Here is a 15,638-nt window from a genome sequence, read left to right as displayed (position 1 = left end):
TCATGAAGCGCCACTTGCTGCTCGCGGCGACGCTGCTCGCCGCCGTTCCCGCCTTCGCCCAGGATCTCGGCACGGGCGCCGCGGCGCTGAAGGCGCATGTCCAGTTCCTCGCTTCCGATGCGATGAAGGGCCGCGACACCGGCTCCCCCGAACTGGCGATCGCCGAGCAATATGTCGCGGCCCAGATGCTCGCCGCGGGCCTCAAGCCCGCCGGCGCGAATGGCGGCTGGCTCCAGCCGGTGCCGCTGATTGCCTATCGGCCCGCCGATCATGGCAGCCTGGTGCTCAGGCGGGGCGCGGTCGAGACAGTGATGGAATGGGGCAAGGACTATCTTACCCGCAGCGTCCCTTCCAATCCGAAGGTCGCGCTGTCGGGGCCGGTGGTCTTCGCCGGCTATGGCAGCGAGGGCGAGTATAAGGGCCTCAACGTCAAGGGCGCGATCGTCGCGGTGCTGCGCGACGCGCCGCATTCCGGGCCCAGCGACGTGCGCGCCCATCTCGGCATCCCCGTCGAGCAGTCGCGCGTCGCCGCGGCACATGGTGCGATCGGCATGATCCTGGTCGAGGGCAATGCCCGCCATGCCGTCTATTCCTTCGGCCAGACCGTGCCGCGCTGGCAGAGCGGCGCGATGACCTGGCAGGGGTCGCCCGACGGCGCCGCCGCCCCGGCGTTCAGCTATGTCGGCTTCGATGGCGCGGCCAAGCTGTTTGCCGGCTCGAAGATCCAATGGGACGCCGTGCTCGCCGCCGACAAGGCGGACAAGCCGCTGCCGCGCGGCCCGCTCGGCGTCATCGCCACCGGCACTTCGAATACCGAGATTCGCACGCTCACCGCCAGCAATGTCGCGGGCGTGCTCGAAGGCACCGACAAGAAGGGCGAATATGTCGTCCTTTCGGCGCATCTCGATCATGTCGGCGTCGGCGAGCCCGATGCGAAGGGCGACAGGATCTACAACGGCGCGATGGACAATGCCGTCGGCACCGCCGCGATGCTCGAAGTCGCCCGGCGCTTCCAGGCCTCGGGCAAGGCGCCGCGCCGCTCGATCCTGTTCGTCGCGGTCACTGCGGAGGAGCAGGGGCTGGTCGGCTCGGAATATTTCGCCGCCAACCCCGTCGTGCCCAGGGGATCGATTGTCGCCGACGTCAATCTCGACATGCCGATCCTTACTTATGATTTCGTCGACCTCGTCGCTTATGGCGCCGATCGCAGCACCTTGGGCAGGATCGTCGAGGCGGCCGCGGCGGCCGAGGGCGTCAAGCTCGTCCCCGATCCCACGCCCGAGGAAGCTTCATTCGTCCGCTCGGACCATTACAGCTTCGTCAAGGCGGGCATCCCGGCGGTCTCGCTCGATCTCGGTCCCGGCGGCCCGGGTGCGGCCGCGACCAAGGAATTCCTCGACAAACACTATCACAAGCCTTCGGACGAAGTGGGTCTGATCGACTGGAAGCAGGGGCTGCGCTTCGTCGGCCTCAACTATGCGATCGCCCGCGCCGTTGCCGATGCGGAGGACAGGCCGGTGTGGAACAAGGGCGATTTCTTCGGCACGCTCTACAAGGGGCCGATGGCGCAAGGACCTTCGGAAAAGTGATCCTGCGCCGCTTCCTCCTCGCCGCGGCGGCGCTGTTCGCGGCGCCGCTCGCCCAGGCTCAGACGGCGCCGCAGCTTCCGCCCGATCAGGCGGCGCTCAAGGCGCATGTCCAGTTCCTCGCCGCCGATGTCCTTCGCGGGCGCGAGGCGGGGACGCGCGACTATGACGTGGCGGCCGAATATGTCGCGGCACAGATGCTGGCGATCGGCCTGGTGCCCGGTGCGGAGGGAGGCTGGTTCCAGCCGTTCAAGCTCGTCTCGTACAAGCCGGCCGAGAAGGCGAAATGGAGCCTGGTGCGCGGTTCGATGGAGATCCCGCTCCAGTTCGGCATCGACTATGTCAACACTCCGGTGCCCGCCACGCCCGATTTCAAGGCCGAAGGCGGCGTCGTCTTCGCCGGCTATGGCATCGTCTATCCCGAAGGAAAGCGGGACGATTACAAGGGGCTCGACGTGAAGGGGAAGATCGTCGCGATCCTTCCCGGCGTGCCCCAGGGGCTGCCCAACGAAGTCGAGGCGCATTTCGGCGACGACGAGCAGAAGGCGGCGATCGCGCAGAAAAGGGGCGCGGTGGCAGTGATCGTGCTCGAATCGCTCGCCCAACGCGAGCAGTTCCCGTTCGAGGCGATCGTTCCCTATTATGATTACGGACGCACGACCTGGGCCCGTCCGGACGGCACTCCCTTCGCGACCGCGCCGGGCGCGCCGCCGGTCGGCTATGTCGGCCCGGCGGGCGCGGAGAAGCTGTTCCAGGGCGCGAAGATCCGATGGGCCGACGTGCTCGCCGCGCAGCGCCGGGGCACGCGGATCCCCACCGGCACGCTCACCGGCACGCTCAAGGTGGCGAGCAAGACCAAGCTGGTGACTCAGGCGACGCGCAACGTGGTGGGGCTGATCCCGGGCGCCGATCCGTCGCTCAAGGCCGAATATGTCGTCCTTTCCGCCCATCTCGACCATGTCGGCGTGGGCGATCCGGTCAATGGCGACCGCATCTACAACGGGGCGATGGACAATGCGATCGGCGTCTCGACGATGCTCGAGGTCGCCCGCAAGTTCGTCGCCTCGGGCGAGAAGCCCCGGCGCTCGATGCTGTTCGTCGCGCTGGCGGCGGAGGAGAAGGGGCTGCTCGGCTCGGACTATTTCGTCCATTATCCGCCGGTGGCGAAGGACGGGCTGGTCGCCGACATCAACATGGACATGCCGATCCTCACCTATCCGCTGGTCGATGTCGTCGCGCTGGGGGGCGAGCGCTCCAGCCTGGGCCCGGTGATCGCGGCGGCGGCGGCCGGCGAGGGCCTCGCCGTCGTCCCCGATCCGAGCCCGGAAGAGATGTTCTTCGTCCGCTCGGACCATTACAGCTTCGTCAAGTCCGGCATTCCGGCCGTGTCGATCGACACCGGTCCGGGCGGGCAGGGGGCCGAGGCGCAGAAGAAGTTCCTCGCCGAGAATTATCACAAGCCCTCGGACCAGATCGACCTGCCCTTCGACTGGAACTCGGCCGCCAAATATATGCGCCTGAACTATGCCGTCGCGCGCGCGCTCACCGACGCGCCCGAGCGCCCGCGCTGGAACAAGGGGGATTTCTTCGGAGTCCAGTTCGGAGGACGCGGGGCGGAGTGATCTAGCGCGTGCGCCTGCTGATCCTCGGCCCCGGTTATGCCGCCAAGCGCCTGATCGCGCGGCTTGTCGGGCACGCCGACGTCGCCGCGATCGACCGCGCGCGCTTCGAGGATCGTACTCGCACCATGGGCGAGATCGCGGCCGCGACGCACATCCTCTCCACTGTCCCGCCGGGCGATGACGGCGATCCCGTCCTCGCCGCCTATGGTGCCGAAATCGCTGCCTCGCGTGCCTGGATCGGCTATCTTTCCTCGACCGGCGTCTATGGCGATACCGGCGGCGCCTGGGTGGACGAGACCGCCCCCATCGGCACCGGCCGCCGCACCGCGCGGGCACGGGCGGATGCCGCCTGGCTGGCGCTTGCCGGCACGCGGGTCTTCCGCCTCCCCGGCATATACGGCCCGGGCCGTTCCCCGCTCGATCGCATCCGTGCCGGCGCGGCGCCGCGGATCGACCTGCCGGGCCAGGTGTTCAGCCGGATCCATGTCGACGACATCGTCTCGGGCGTGGTTGCCGGTCTCGCCGGGCCGCCCGGCGCCTATAATCTGGCCGACGATTGTCCCGCCCCCCAGAGCGACGTCATTGCCTATGGCTGCGGGCTGCTGCGCCTGCCGGTCCCGCCGCCGGTCCCGCTGGAGCAGGCGGGCCTCAGCCCGCAGGCCCGGGCCTTCTATGCCGAGAGCCGCCGCGTTGCGAACGAGAAGGCGAAGCGGGTCCTGGGCTGGGCCCCCCGCCATGCCGACTATCGCTCGGGCCTGCGTGCCTTGAGCGCTACCACCAGCCCGGCGATCACCAGCCCGGCGCCGCCCTCGGCCAGCGCGGACCAGCGATAGCCTTCGAACAAGGTCGAGAAGAGCATCGCGATCACCGGGATCAGCACGCTGGTATAGGCCGCCTTGGCCGGGCCGATCGTGCGGATCAGCCGGAAATAGATGCTGAAGGTCAGCGCAGATCCCAGCACGCCGAGATAGAGGATGCCGCCCGCATAGCTGGGTCGCGGATCGAATACCGGCGGCCCCGCGGTGGCGAGCGCGAACAGCGCGTCGATCGCCGCGCCGCTCAGCATCGCCCAGCCAAGCATCGTCGCCATCGGATAGGCCTTGGCCGCGTCGGTCGCCTGCATGATATTGGCGATCGAAGCGCACATCACGCCGGCCAGCGCGATGCCGATGCCGAGCAGCGCCTGGGCCGGCCCCACCGGGCTCAGCCGTGCCTCGTGCAGGAACAGCAGGGCGACGCCCGCCATTGCGATCCCCGAGCCGATGATCAGCTGGCGGCCCATCCTCTGTCCGAGGAAGATCCGCGCCAGCACTGCATTGGGCACCAGCAGCAGCGCATAGACCACGGCCACCACGCCCGAGGTGATGTGCTGTTCGGCGCGGTAGACGAAGTTGAAGTTGAACACGAACTGCGCGAGCCCGAGCAGCGCCGCGAAGCGCATGCCCCGCGCGTCGAGCCGCAGTCCGTCGCCGCGCAGCGCGGCCCAGGCCAGCATCGTCACCCCGGCCACCGCGAAGCGATACGAGACCGACCAGCTCGGCGGCACCACCGAAAGCTGGTCGCGGATCACGATCCAGGTCGATCCCCAGATCAGCGTGACGATCGCGAAGGGGATCAGGACGGAGAGGCGCGTCGACTGGGGCGCGGGCCGTGTGCTCACAGCGCGGCGATCGCGTCGGCCAGCGGCCTGATGGCTTCCTCGGCCTGATCCCAGGAGATCACCAGCCGCGCCTCGCCCACGCCCCAGTCGTAGAAATCGAAGCCGAGCGCGCGCAGGCGCGCCGCTTCCCCGGCGCTCACCTTGAGGAACACTTCATTGGCCTCGACCGGGTGCACCAGCCGCTGGCCCGCCGCCCGGGCGAGCAGCCCCGCCCCGGCATTGGCCGCACGGGCGTTGCGCAGCCACAGATCGCCGTCGAGCAGCGCCAGGATCTGCGCCGCCAGATAGCGGCCCTTGGAGAAGAGCAGCCCCGCCCGCTTGCGGCGATAGAGCGTCGCCTCCGCCAGCTCGGGCCGGAAGAAGATCAGCGCCTCGGCGCTCATCCCGCCATTCTTGACGAAGCCGAAGCTCAACGCGTCGACGCCGGCGCGCCAGGTCACGTCGCCGGGATGGCAGCCGAGATGCGCCACGGCATTGGCGAAGCGGGCTCCGTCCATGTGCAGCCCGAGCTTGCGTTCCTTCGCCAGCGCCCCGATCGCCGCGACTTCGTCGGGCGTATAGGCCAGGCCATATTCGGTCGCGTTGGTGATCGAGACGGCATGCGGCTGCACCTGGTGCACGTCCGGGCGGATCGGATCGATCACGGCGCGGATCGCGTCGGGCGTCAGCTTCGAGCCCGGGCCCTCGCCGGCGAGCAGCTTGGCGCCGTGCGTGTAGAATTCGGGCGCGCCGCATTCGTCGACATTGATGTGCGCCTCGCGGTGACAGACCACGCCGCCATGCGGGGGGCAGAGCGCCGCCAGCGCGAGGCTGTTCGCCGCGGTGCCCGTCGGCACCCAGAGTGCGCGCACCGGCGTGCCGAACAGGTCCGAAAAGGCGCCGTCGAGCGACTGCGACCATTGGTCGCCGTCATAGGCGGTGTCGAGCTGGTTCACGCCGGTCAGCGCGGCGAGCACTTCGGGGCAGACGGCGGCGGCATTGTCGGAGAAGAAGCGCATGGGGAGGTCCATGCTGGGGGTGCCGGGCGGCGTCAACAGCCAGAGTGTCGCGCAACCCTTTCCAGACACTTCATCGATACCCACACCGTCATCCCCGCCTGGGCGGGGATGACGAAGAGGGGGTGCTTGTCGCGTGGGGATAAGGGCCAAACAAGTTCGGGATGACGCGCGCGCTACCGCTCCTCGCCGCGCCGATCGTCAGGCCGGAAGCGATCCGGCGGGGGCGGTCCGTCCGGCGCCTGCTCGCGGCGGGGACGTCGCCCGGGCGCGTCGCCCGGCCGGCCGAGAATCGGTGCCTCGCCCTGCTCGTCGGGGTCGACGCCCTGCGGCACCACCTGGGTCTCGATGCCCGTGCCGTGGATGAAGTCGCCCACGCCGTTCAGCACATCGTCCAGCGTCACGTCATTGCCCTCGGGCTCGGTCGTCGGCTCGGGCGGCGGGATGCGCAGATCGAGCGCCCGGGTCATGAAGTCGCGCCACACCCGCGCGGGCAGGCCGCTGCCCGACAGGCCGGGATTGGGCGAATTGTCGTCATTGCCCAGCCACACGCCGCAGACGATGCCGCCCGCATAGCCGATGAACAGCGCGTCGCGATTGTCCTGGGTGGTACCGGTCTTGCCATAAGTGGGGATCGGCAGCGCCGCGCCGCGCCCGGTGCCGTCCTCCACTACTGTGCCGAGCAGGCTGCGCAGATCGTCGAGCTGGCGCCCGTTGAACCGGGTCGGCCCGCCCAGCCGCCGCGCCAGCCAATCGCTCGCCGCCTCGTCCTCGCTCAGCCCCTGCGGCCGCACCGGATAGGCGCCGTTGGCGACTGCGGCATAGGCGGCGGTCAGCTCGAGCAGCGAGACGGTGGACGTGCCAAGCGCGATCGAGGCATCGTCGCCGATCGGCGTGGAGATGCCCAGGTCGCGCGCTGCCTGGGTAACCGCGCGCACGCCGAACTTCTGAGTCAGCCGCGCCGCGACCACGTTCGACGATTTGGCGAAGGCCTGGCGCAGCGTGATCCTGCCCGCATAGCTGCCGTGCGAATTTTCGGGCTTCCAGTCGCCGATCTGCACGGGGCTGTCGTCGACGATCGTGTCGGGATCCATGCCGCCGCGCAGCGCCGCCAGATAGACGAACAGCTTGAAGGTCGATCCCGGCTGGCGGCGGGCCTGGGTGGCGCGGTTGAACGGGCTCTCGCCATAGCTCTTCCCGCCCACCATCGCGATCACCCGCCCGTCGGGGCGCATCGCCACGATCGCGATCTGCGACTTCTTCAGCCCCGCGCCGCGCACCGCGCGCTCGGCCGCCTGCTGCGCGCTCAGCTCCAGCGTCGTCTGCACCGTCTGCTCGGTGCCGACGCCGCCCGCCCGGTCGCGCGCCTGGGGCAGCACCCAGTCGGCGAAATAGGTGCCGTTGGGCAGGTCTTCCCGGGATTTGCTGACATGGAGCACGCCCGGGCGGATCGTCTCCGCCCGCGCCTTGGTGATCAGCCCGGCATCCACCATCGCGCCGATCACCAGTTTCTGCCGCTCGCGCGCGCCCTTCAGATTGCCGGTGGGGGCGAGCCGCGAAGGCGCCTGCACCAGCCCGGCCAGCAGCGTGGCCTGGCTCAGGGTCAGATCTTCGGGCTCGGTGCTGAAATAATGGCGCGCCGCGGCCCGCAGGCCATAGACATTGTCGCCGAAATAGACGTTCGAGAGATAGCGCGAGAGGATCTCGTCCTTGCTCAGCCATGCCTCCAGCCAGAAGGCGATCAGCACTTCCTGCGCCTTGCGCCCGAAGGTCCGCTGCGAATTGAGGAAGGCGTTCTTGGCGAGCTGCTGGGTGATGGTGCTGCCGCCCTGCGAGCCGCCGCCGCTGGTGACGTTGTGGACCAGCGCGCGCAGGATGCCGCGCGGATCGACGCCCCAATGGCTGTAGAAGCGCCGATCCTCGATCCCGACGAACGCGTTGCGGACATGCTGGGGCAGCTTGGTCGCATCCACCGGTTCGGCGATCACTGCGCCGCGCCGTGCGATCGGCTTGCCCTCGGCGGAGAGCAGGGTGATCGAGGGCGGTGCCGGCGGCTGCAGCGACTTGGAGAGCGGCGCGGTCAGCGCCAGCCAGGCGATCGCGACGAAGAACAGCAGGATCAGGCCGGCGATCGCCCAGCTCGCCCAGCGCAGCCAGTTCCGCTTGCGGACCACCACCGGCAGGTTGGTCGTGTAGCCGCCCGCCGGCAGCGGCTCGGCATGGCCGGGCTGGATCGGCGGCGGTGGCGATGGGGGAGGCGGCGGCGCGGCGCGGCGCCAGCGCGGCGCATAGTCGCCGGGCGGCGGCATGCCCCCGGAAAGCTCGAGCGGGGGCTCCGGGCGCCGCGGCTTCACCCGGCGCAACGCTTCGCCCAGCGCGTCGATCGAAGGCGGGCGCCAGGCGCGCGGCTCCAGCTTCGGCGCCGGGCTCGGCTCGAAATCGTTGCCCGACCGGCGCAGCGGAAAGCGCACGTTCCTCGGGTCGCTGCCGTCAGCCATCTAGCCCGTCGTCGAATCTGCCATGCGCATGGCGTCCTTCTAGCGCAGCATCTGTGTTACTACAATAATACAGTTGATTACGGCACCGGCACGAAGGCGAGGTGCTGATAGTCGTAGCTGAAGTCGGCGAGCGGCGAGAGCGGCTTCATCGCCACGCCGGTGACCTTGCCGTCCTTGATCTCGAAGCTGACCACGGCGTCCTCGCCGGCGTCCTTGGCGAAGCGGGTGCGGAAGGCGTCCGGGCCCCAGGGCTCGAGCACGCTCTTGAAGACCGGGGTGGGCACGAAGTCGATCCACAGTTTGCCGCCCTTCTGGCTGACCACCACATCGCCGTACCAGGGGTCGCGATAGCGGCCCGCATAGCGGGCGAGCGGCAGCGAGGGCGCGCCGGCCGGCGCCTTGTCCACGCCGCCCTCGACGCTTGCCAGCGCTTCGTCCTGTGCCGCCTTCTGGCGCGTGCGGTAGCTCGATACCCAGTCGAAGGCCGGGGCGTCGATCAGCCGGTCGAGGATCGCGTTGCGGATCGCGGCGGAGACGCTCTCCTCGACATTGCTCAGCACCGAGACGCCGATGCCGCGCGACGGGAGCATGCCGCTATAGGTGACCTGGCCCGACAGTCCGCCGCTGTGCTGGATCATCCGCAGCCCGCGATAGTCCTGCACGAACCAGCCGAGCGCATAGGCGGCGAGCACCGGCCGGGTCGGATTGTTCTCGGTTGGCCCGTCGCTTGCCGAGGTTATCGTCTGCGGCTTCCACATCTCCTTCGCCTGTTCGGGCGACCAGAGCTGCTTGCCGTCGGGCAGCTTGCCCTGCGCCAGCTGTACCTGCAGCCACTTTGCCATGTCGGCGATGCTGGCGTTGATCCCGCCGGCGGCGTCGACCATCGCGCCCTCGTCGGGCTGCACCACTTCCAGCTTGCCGATCCCGCGCACCGGCGGCCCGAGCCGCGCATGCCGGCCGGCGACATTATCGGTATGGAGCGAGCCGCGCGATCCCACCGCATCCGCCATGCCGAGCGGCGCGAACAGCCGGGCCTCGACGAACTTGTCCCAGGCCATGCCGGCCACGCGCTCGATCAGCAGCCCGGCGACGATGTAGAGGATGTTGTCATAGTCATAGCCGGCCCGGAAGCCGCGCGCCGGCTTAAGATGGGGCAGCGCGTTGAGCACGTCGGCGGCGACATGGCTCCCGGCGGGGAAGAACATCAGGTCGCCCGCGCCGAGCGGCAGGCCGGAGCGGTGCACCAGCAGGTCGCGCACTGTCATCATCTGCGTGACCGCGGGATCGGACATGCGGAACTCGGGGAGGTGCTTCACCACCGGGTCTTCCCAGCCGAGCTTGCCTGCGTCGACGAGCAGCGCCAGCGCGGCGGCGGTGAACGCCTTGGAATGGGAAGCGATGCCGAAGCGCGTGTGCACGTCCACCGCGCCCGGCTTGCCGAGCGTGCGCACGCCATAGCCCTTGACGAAGGCAGGCGCCCCCGGGCGGACGATCGCCACGGCGATGCCCGGCGTCTCGAACGCGGCCATGAAGGGCTGGACGATCGCATCGACCGCGGCTTCGTCCAGTTCAGCCGCAAGGGCCAGCCGCGGGAACGCCAGCGCGCTGGCGCCGCCCAGCGAAAGTGCCAGCGCCGTGCGCCGGTCGATGGTGAAGCCGCTCATGCCCGTTCCCCTGCGAGTCAGTTGTCGCGGGGAATGCTAGCGTCGCCAAACGAGCTCGTCATCCCGGCTTGAGTCAAGGATGACGGGGAATGCGGATAGCTGGACGCGCCTAGGTTGGGGACTCATATTCCTTCAATCGTCATCCCCGCCTGCGCGGGGACGACGACGGAAAATCAGATACTTGTTTGGGTTCTCACCCTAGGCCAGCAGCTCGACGTCCCAGTAGAGCCAGTCGCGCCAGGTCTCGTGGAGATAATTGGGGGGGAAGCGCCGGCCGTGCTCCTGGAGCTGCCAACTGGTCGGCCGGATCGGCTGGAGATAGAGGGGCATCGCGGCCTGTTGCGGAGTGCGCCCGCCCTTCTTGAGGTTGCACGGCGCGCAGGCGGTGGCGACATTTTCCCAGGTGGTGCGCCCGCCCTGGGCGCGGGGAATGACATGGTCGAAGGTGAGGTCGCGATGGCTGCCGCAATATTGGCAGGAGAATTTGTCGCGAAGGAAGAGATTGAAACGCGTGAAGGCGGGGAATTGCGAAGGCTTCACATATTGTTTGAGCGCGATGACCGAAGGAAGCTTCAGCCTCGCGCTGGGACTTCGCACTTCCCGTTCGTAGTAGGAGACGACGTCCACCCGTTCGAGGAACAGCGCCTTGACCGCCGTCTGCCAGGGCCACACGCTCAGCGGATAATAGCTCAGGGGCGTATAATCGGCGTTGAGCACAAGGGCGGGGCAGCTGTCCGGATGGCGGATCAGATCGGGATGATACATGCGCTCCCTCGCCCGTTACGTGGTGGCACGCATCTCGCCGAGAAGCGTGACGCAGTGATGACAGCATATGCCGCGACTCGTGGTCAAGGGCCGGTTTGATGGTTATCCACACGCGATTCGCGCCGAGCCCGACGGGGCGGCTGCACCTGGGCCATGCCTGGTCGGCGATCCTGGCGCATGATTTCGCGCGGGCACGCGGCGGCAGCTTCACGCTGCGCATCGAGGACATCGACGGCACCCGTTCGCGCCCCGAGCATGTCGCCGCGATCCTGCGGGACCTCGCATGGCTTGGGCTCGAATGGGACGGCGAGCCGGTCTTCCAGTCCCGGCGCCTGCATCTGTACGAGGAGGCGCTCGGCCGGCTGCGTGCGACGGGCCTGCTCTATCCCTGTTTCTGCACCCGCGCCGACATCGCCGCCAGCCTCACCGCGCCGCACGGGCCCGAGGGCGCGCTCTATCCCGGCACCTGCCGCGGGCGCGAAGCGCCGGACCTGGGCCGGCCCCATTGCTGGCGGCTGGACATGGGAAGGGCGCTTAAAATCCTCCCCGGAACGGGGAGGGGGACCGCCGGCGAAGCCGGTGGTGGAGGGGGCGTGCCGCGAGCTATTCCCGATGAGGAGCGCCCCCTCCACCAGCCTGCGGCTGGTCCCCCTCCCCGTGCCGGGGAGGATCTATGGTGGCACGACGCCTTTGCCGGCCGGGTCCGTGCCGATCCGGCAGCCGCCGGCGACGTGGTCCTCGCCCGCAAGGACGCACCCGCCAGCTATCATCTCGCCGTCACCGTCGACGATGCCGCCCAGGGCATCACCCATGTCGTGCGCGGGGTGGACCTGTTCGCCGCCACCCATGTCCACCGTCTGCTCCAGGCACTGCTCGGCCTGCCCACGCCCGAATATCGGCATCACCCGCTGCTCATGGGCCCGGACGGAACGCGCCTCGCCAAGCGCCACGGCGCACCGAGCCTGGAGGCGCTGCGTCTCGCCGGGGAGGACGGCCCCGCGCTCGCCGCGCGGTTGCGCGCGGGGCAACTGCCGGTTGGCATCGCCGCCGCACAGGCGTAAGCTCGCGCCATGTTCTTCCTGGCCATCCTGCTGCTCGCCGCGATGTTCGCGACTCTGTTCGTCCTCATCAAGGGGCTGGTGAACATGGCGGGCACCACCAGCCAGGACCTGGAAGGCCATGGCGACGGCCCCAGCCCGCGCGCGCTCAAGTCGCAGAAGCTGATGCAGCAACGCATCCTGCTTCAGGCAGTGGCGATTGCCGTGGCGGCGATCATCCTGTTCGCCATGTCGGCCAAGGGCTGACGCGCCGGGCCGCTCGGCCCTTCTTCCCAAGCACATCGATCGCGAGGTGACGCGATGACTCTCCAGACCTGGTGGCTGTTCGTCATGGCCGTGTTCCTGCTGTCGGGAACGCCCGGCCCCAACATGCTCCACATCCTCCAGCGCAGCGTCGATTTCGGCGTGCGGCGCACCGTGGCGGCGATGGCCGGCTGCCTGGCCGGGCTGGTCGCGATCCTCACTGCCTCCGCCGCCGGCCTCACGGCGCTGCTGCTCGCCATCCCCGGCGCGTTCGAAGTGCTGCGCTGGCTCGGCACCGCCTATCTGGTGTGGCTTGGCATCAAGGCCTGGCGCGCCGATCCGACGCCGCTCGACATCGGCGACGACAAGGCGCTGGCCGATCGCCGCCTCACGCCCGCCCAGCTCTTCCGCGGCGGCTTCGCGATCAGCATCTCCAATCCCAAGGCGCTGCTCTTCGCCGCGGCCTTCTTTCCGCAGTTCGTCAGCGCCGCCGCGCCCAAGCCGCCCCAGTTCGCGATCCTGGTGCTCACCTTCGCGGTGGTCGAATGCTTCTGGTACATGGTCTATGCGCTCGGCGGTCGCGGCCTGGCCCGCCATCTCGAGCGGCCCGCGCTCAAGAAATGGTTCAACCGGCTGACCGGCACGATCTTCATCGGCTTCGGTATGTTGCTGCTGCGTTTCCGCCACGCCTGAGCGGCGCCGCGCCTCTATAAGTCGGAGGCAACCAGCAGGATGTCCCCATGACCTTCGGAACCTTCATTGCTCCCGACGCGATGCTGAACGATGCCTCGGACCCCGCCGCGGCGCTCGGCATCGCCATCCCTTCGGGCTATCAGGCGCGCGCGCAGATGAACCCGCTGCTCGGCGTGAACCGCATCTTCGATCGCATCGCCGGCAAGGTCCGCGACTTGAGCCTCGCCTATGAGGACCAATGTTCGCCGCAATATTATTACGACATCGTCCGCACGCTGCGCGATTATAACGGCCAGTTCGACCGCGTCGTCGAAGTCGGCGTGTTCATGGGCGGCTCCACCGCCTATTTCGCGGGTTGCATCGAGGCGTTCGACTTCGATCTCGATCTGATCGACATCTCTCCGGACTATCTGCGCTTCGCCCATGAGCGCGTCCGCCGCATGTTCCCCGAGGCTGCGCGCCGCATGCGGCTCTTCCATGGCGACGTGCCCAGCTATGTCCGCCACGTCATGCTCGAGGAGCGCGGCCGCCGGAACATCGTCCATCATGACGGCGACCATAATTTCGAGCAGGTGGTGAAGGATCTCGCAGCGCTCTCCTTCGTGCGCGAGGATCTCGTCGCGCTGATCGCCCAGGACACGCATCTGCGCGGCACGCCGCACTTCATGAACTTCGTCGACATGGCGCTCTATGCCGTGTTCGGCACCGAGCTGAACTATGCCTCGATCGGTGCCGCCTATCACGGCGACAACGAAATGACTCGGCCCAACCGCTATCAGGGCAACTACTTCATGCCCGGCGTCGCCGAGGGCGTGGTGCTGCCGATGGCGGCCAACAGCTTCCTCTATCCGCACCCGCTGCTCGGCGCCGAGCATTTCCTCCCGCCCGCCCGCGGGGAACTGGACGTGGCGGCCTGACCGCGAATTCCCCTCCCGGCGCGCCCGGGAGGGGAATTGAGAAGCGCCTCCGCCGCGCCTATCCTCGCGCGCATGGTCAAGCTCAACAAGATCTACACCCGCACCGGCGACGACGGCACCACCGGGCTGGTCGACGGATCCCGCATCTCCAAGGCCGATGTGCGCATGGCGGCGATCGGCGATGTCGACGAAGCGAACTGCGCGATCGGCGTGGCCCGCGCCACGCTGGGCCATCATGCGTTCGGCGGCATGCTCGCGCACATCCAGAACGACCTGTTCGATCTCGGCGCCGATCTCGCCACGCCCGAGGGTATCGACGGCGCGCTGCGCATCACCCCCGCCCAGGTGACCTGGATCGAGGAGCGGATCGACCATATCAACTCGGCGCTCGCGCCGTTGACCAGCTTCGTGCTTCCGGCCGGAGCCCCGGGCGCGCCCGAGCTCCACCTCGCCCGCGCCGTCACGCGCCGGGCCGAGCGCGCCGCAGTCGCCGCCGGCGCGGGCGGCCTGCCGCTTGCCTATCTCAACCGCCTGTCGGACCTGCTCTTTGTCGCCGCCCGCGCGGTGAACCAAAGCGAGGCGGGGGACGTTCTATGGGTACCGGGGGCGTCCCGCTGACCTTATCTTCTCCGGGTTGACGGGCGGCAGCCTGTTGGACTAGGAGAACATAATGCGAACGGAAACGGGATCGGCGCCGGCTCCCAGCGCCCTGGGCGCGAAGTTCCTCCACATCCGCGCGCTGAGCGCGGCGCTGGTCCGGCCGCTTTCCGATGCCGATGCGACGATCCAGTCGATGGACGACGCGTCGCCCGCCAAATGGCACCTCGCGCACACCACCTGGTTCTTCGAGACCTTCGTGCTGCGCGATCACCTGCCCGGCTATGTGCTGTTCGACGCGCGCTGGCCCTTCCTGTTCAACAGCTATTACGAGGCGGAAGGGCAGCGCCATGCGCGCCCGCGCCGGGGGATGCTGTCGCGCCCCGCGCTGGACGAAATCCTCGCCTGGCGCGCCCATGTCGACGCCGCGCTGATCGATGCGCTGCCCGCTCTCCCGCCGGCCGCCGTGGAGCTGGTGCTGCTCGGCTGCAACCACGAGGAGCAGCATCAGGAATTGCTGCTCACCGACATCCTGCACCATTTCTCGGTCAACCCGCTCGAGCCCGCGATCTGGCAGGGCGCGCCCAAGGTGCCGGTGGCGATGCCCGGCCCGATCGGCTGGATCGCGGGGCCGGAAGGCCTTGTGCAGGTGGGGGCCGGGCTGGGCGGATCCGCATTTTCGTTCGATTGCGAGGGCCCCCGTCACCAGGCGCTGCTCGCCCCCCACGCGCTTGCCGATCGCACCGTCACCAATGGCGAATGGGCCGCCTTCATCGCCGATGGCGGCTATCGCGATCCGCGCCACTGGCTGTCCGACGGCTGGGCCTGGGTGCAGAAGGAAGGCATCGAGGCACCGCTCTACTGGCAGCAGGGGCAAGGTGCCTGGACCCGCTTCGGGCTCGACGGCCGTCGCCCGGTCGATCCCGCCGCGCCGGTCACGCATGTCAGCCTATTCGAGGCGGACGCCTATGCCAGCTGGGCGGGCGCGCGCCTGCCCACCGAGTTCGAATGGGAAGCGGCTGCCTCGGCCCATGATCCGGCGGACGGCAACCAGCTCGACGCGGCCGGCCCGGTCGAGCCGCGCCCTTCGGCGGGTGGCCCGGCATTCTTCGGCGATGTCTGGGAATGGACGGGCAGCGCCTATCGCCCCTATCCCGGCTTCAGGCCGGCCGAAGGCGCCGTCGGCGAGTATAACGGCAAGTTCATGAGCGGCCAGTTCGTGCTGCGCGGCAGCAGCTGCGCGACGCCGCGCGGCCATTCGCGCGCCAGCTATCGCAACTTCTTCTACCCCCATCAGCGCTGGCAGTTCACCGGCGTGCGCCTGGCGAAGGATCTGTGAC

General features: G+C 68.9%; 14 protein-coding genes. 9 read left to right on the top strand and 5 right to left on the bottom strand.

Annotated features, from left to right (window positions below; genetic code table 11):
- Window positions 1–2 precede the first annotated feature (2 nt).
- The 3 genes from FFS08_RS10410 to FFS08_RS10400 are packed head-to-tail and all read left to right on the top strand — an operon-like array spanning window position 3 to window position 4,041.
- On the top strand, window positions 3–1,589 hold the full coding sequence (locus tag FFS08_RS10410; protein ID WP_137861646.1) for a M20/M25/M40 family metallo-hydrolase: 1,587 nt from the start codon (window positions 3–5) through the stop codon (window positions 1,587–1,589).
- Window positions 1,586–3,208 carry a M28 family metallopeptidase gene (locus tag FFS08_RS10405; protein ID WP_137861645.1) on the top strand — a complete coding sequence of 541 codons (1,623 nt, stop codon included), beginning with the start codon at window positions 1,586–1,588 and terminating at the stop codon, window positions 3,206–3,208. Before FFS08_RS10410 ends, FFS08_RS10405 begins: the two co-directional genes overlap by 4 nt.
- 8 nt (window positions 3,209–3,216) lie before the next feature.
- A complete protein-coding gene (locus FFS08_RS10400; protein ID WP_137861644.1) occupies window positions 3,217–4,041 on the top strand; it encodes a Rossmann-fold NAD(P)-binding domain-containing protein in 825 nt (274 codons plus the stop codon).
- Here FFS08_RS10400 and FFS08_RS10395 read toward each other — a convergent pair.
- The 5 genes from FFS08_RS10395 to FFS08_RS10375 form a co-directional block, all read right to left on the bottom strand.
- Complete coding sequence (locus FFS08_RS10395; protein ID WP_137861643.1) at window positions 3,951–4,868, bottom strand: DMT family transporter; 918 nt, start codon at window positions 4,866–4,868, stop codon at window positions 3,951–3,953. The two genes, FFS08_RS10400 and FFS08_RS10395, sit on opposite strands and share 91 nt — an antisense overlap.
- A complete protein-coding gene (locus tag FFS08_RS10390) occupies window positions 4,865–5,866 on the bottom strand; it encodes a threonine aldolase family protein (RefSeq protein WP_137861776.1) in 1,002 nt (333 codons plus the stop codon). Before FFS08_RS10390 ends, FFS08_RS10395 begins: the two co-directional genes overlap by 4 nt.
- A gap of 173 nt (window positions 5,867–6,039) precedes the next feature.
- Window positions 6,040–8,172, bottom strand: coding sequence for a PBP1A family penicillin-binding protein (locus tag FFS08_RS10385; RefSeq protein ID WP_137861775.1), 2,133 nt, complete (start codon window positions 8,170–8,172; stop codon window positions 6,040–6,042).
- 266 nt (window positions 8,173–8,438) lie between these two features.
- The gene (locus FFS08_RS10380; protein WP_137861642.1) at window positions 8,439–10,025 is read right to left on the bottom strand and encodes a serine hydrolase; all 1,587 of its coding nucleotides are present in this window, start codon (window positions 10,023–10,025) and stop codon (window positions 8,439–8,441) included.
- 198 nt (window positions 10,026–10,223) lie between these two features.
- On the bottom strand, window positions 10,224–10,790 hold the full coding sequence (locus FFS08_RS10375; RefSeq protein ID WP_137861641.1) for an HNH endonuclease: 567 nt from the start codon (window positions 10,788–10,790) through the stop codon (window positions 10,224–10,226).
- Window positions 10,791–10,888: 98 nt separating this feature from the next.
- Between FFS08_RS10375 and FFS08_RS10370 the strand changes: the two genes are divergently transcribed.
- The 6 genes from FFS08_RS10370 to egtB all read left to right on the top strand — a co-directional run bounded on the left by FFS08_RS10370 (window position 10,889) and on the right by egtB (window position 15,637).
- On the top strand, window positions 10,889–11,851 hold the full coding sequence (locus tag FFS08_RS10370) for a glutamyl-Q tRNA(Asp) synthetase (protein WP_137861640.1): 963 nt from the start codon (window positions 10,889–10,891) through the stop codon (window positions 11,849–11,851).
- Between the two features lie 9 nt (window positions 11,852–11,860).
- A complete protein-coding gene (locus tag FFS08_RS10365) occupies window positions 11,861–12,094 on the top strand; it encodes a twin transmembrane helix small protein (protein WP_137861639.1) in 234 nt (77 codons plus the stop codon).
- 54 nt (window positions 12,095–12,148) lie between these two features.
- Window positions 12,149–12,784 carry a LysE family translocator gene (locus FFS08_RS10360; protein ID WP_137861638.1) on the top strand — a complete coding sequence of 212 codons (636 nt, stop codon included), beginning with the start codon at window positions 12,149–12,151 and terminating at the stop codon, window positions 12,782–12,784.
- Window positions 12,785–12,831: 47 nt separating this feature from the next.
- Window positions 12,832–13,701, top strand: a complete 870-nt coding sequence (locus tag FFS08_RS10355) for a class I SAM-dependent methyltransferase (RefSeq protein ID WP_137861637.1) — start codon at window positions 12,832–12,834, stop codon at window positions 13,699–13,701.
- A 72-nt stretch (window positions 13,702–13,773) separates the two neighbouring features.
- Window positions 13,774–14,319, top strand: a complete 546-nt coding sequence (locus FFS08_RS10350) for a cob(I)yrinic acid a,c-diamide adenosyltransferase (protein WP_137861774.1) — start codon at window positions 13,774–13,776, stop codon at window positions 14,317–14,319.
- Window positions 14,320–14,371: 52 nt separating this feature from the next.
- Complete coding sequence (gene egtB / locus FFS08_RS10345) at window positions 14,372–15,637, top strand: ergothioneine biosynthesis protein EgtB (protein ID WP_137861636.1); 1,266 nt, start codon at window positions 14,372–14,374, stop codon at window positions 15,635–15,637.
- The last annotated feature ends 1 nt before the right edge of the window (window position 15,638 follow it).

Origin of the sequence: Sphingomonas sp. 1F27F7B, from assembly GCF_005503355.1 — a bacterium.
Classification (GTDB): Bacteria; Pseudomonadota; Alphaproteobacteria; order Sphingomonadales; family Sphingomonadaceae; genus Sphingomonas.
Note: the sequence above shows the minus strand (reverse complement) of the source record. Positions and strands in the feature narration are given on the sequence as shown.

What these genes read in the sequence shown, in the direction of transcription:
- FFS08_RS10410 (WP_137861646.1), top strand. Translation starts at nt 3, where the DNA reads ATGAAGCGCCACTTGCTGCTCGCGGCGACGCTGCTCGCCGCCGTTCCC.
- FFS08_RS10390 (WP_137861776.1), bottom strand. Translation starts at nt 5,866, where the DNA reads ATGCGCTTCTTCTCCGACAATGCCGCCGCCGTCTGCCCCGAAGTGCTC.
- FFS08_RS10385 (WP_137861775.1), bottom strand. Translation starts at nt 8,172, where the DNA reads ATGCCGCCGCCCGGCGACTATGCGCCGCGCTGGCGCCGCGCCGCGCCG.
- FFS08_RS10380 (WP_137861642.1), bottom strand. Translation starts at nt 10,025, where the DNA reads ATGAGCGGCTTCACCATCGACCGGCGCACGGCGCTGGCACTTTCGCTG.
- FFS08_RS10375 (WP_137861641.1), bottom strand. Translation starts at nt 10,790, where the DNA reads ATGTATCATCCCGATCTGATCCGCCATCCGGACAGCTGCCCCGCCCTT.
- FFS08_RS10370 (WP_137861640.1), top strand. Translation starts at nt 10,889, where the DNA reads ATGGTTATCCACACGCGATTCGCGCCGAGCCCGACGGGGCGGCTGCAC.
- FFS08_RS10365 (WP_137861639.1), top strand. Translation starts at nt 11,861, where the DNA reads ATGTTCTTCCTGGCCATCCTGCTGCTCGCCGCGATGTTCGCGACTCTG.
- FFS08_RS10360 (WP_137861638.1), top strand. Translation starts at nt 12,149, where the DNA reads ATGACTCTCCAGACCTGGTGGCTGTTCGTCATGGCCGTGTTCCTGCTG.
- FFS08_RS10355 (WP_137861637.1), top strand. Translation starts at nt 12,832, where the DNA reads ATGACCTTCGGAACCTTCATTGCTCCCGACGCGATGCTGAACGATGCC.
- FFS08_RS10350 (WP_137861774.1), top strand. Translation starts at nt 13,774, where the DNA reads ATGGTCAAGCTCAACAAGATCTACACCCGCACCGGCGACGACGGCACC.
- egtB (WP_137861636.1), top strand. Translation starts at nt 14,372, where the DNA reads ATGCGAACGGAAACGGGATCGGCGCCGGCTCCCAGCGCCCTGGGCGCG.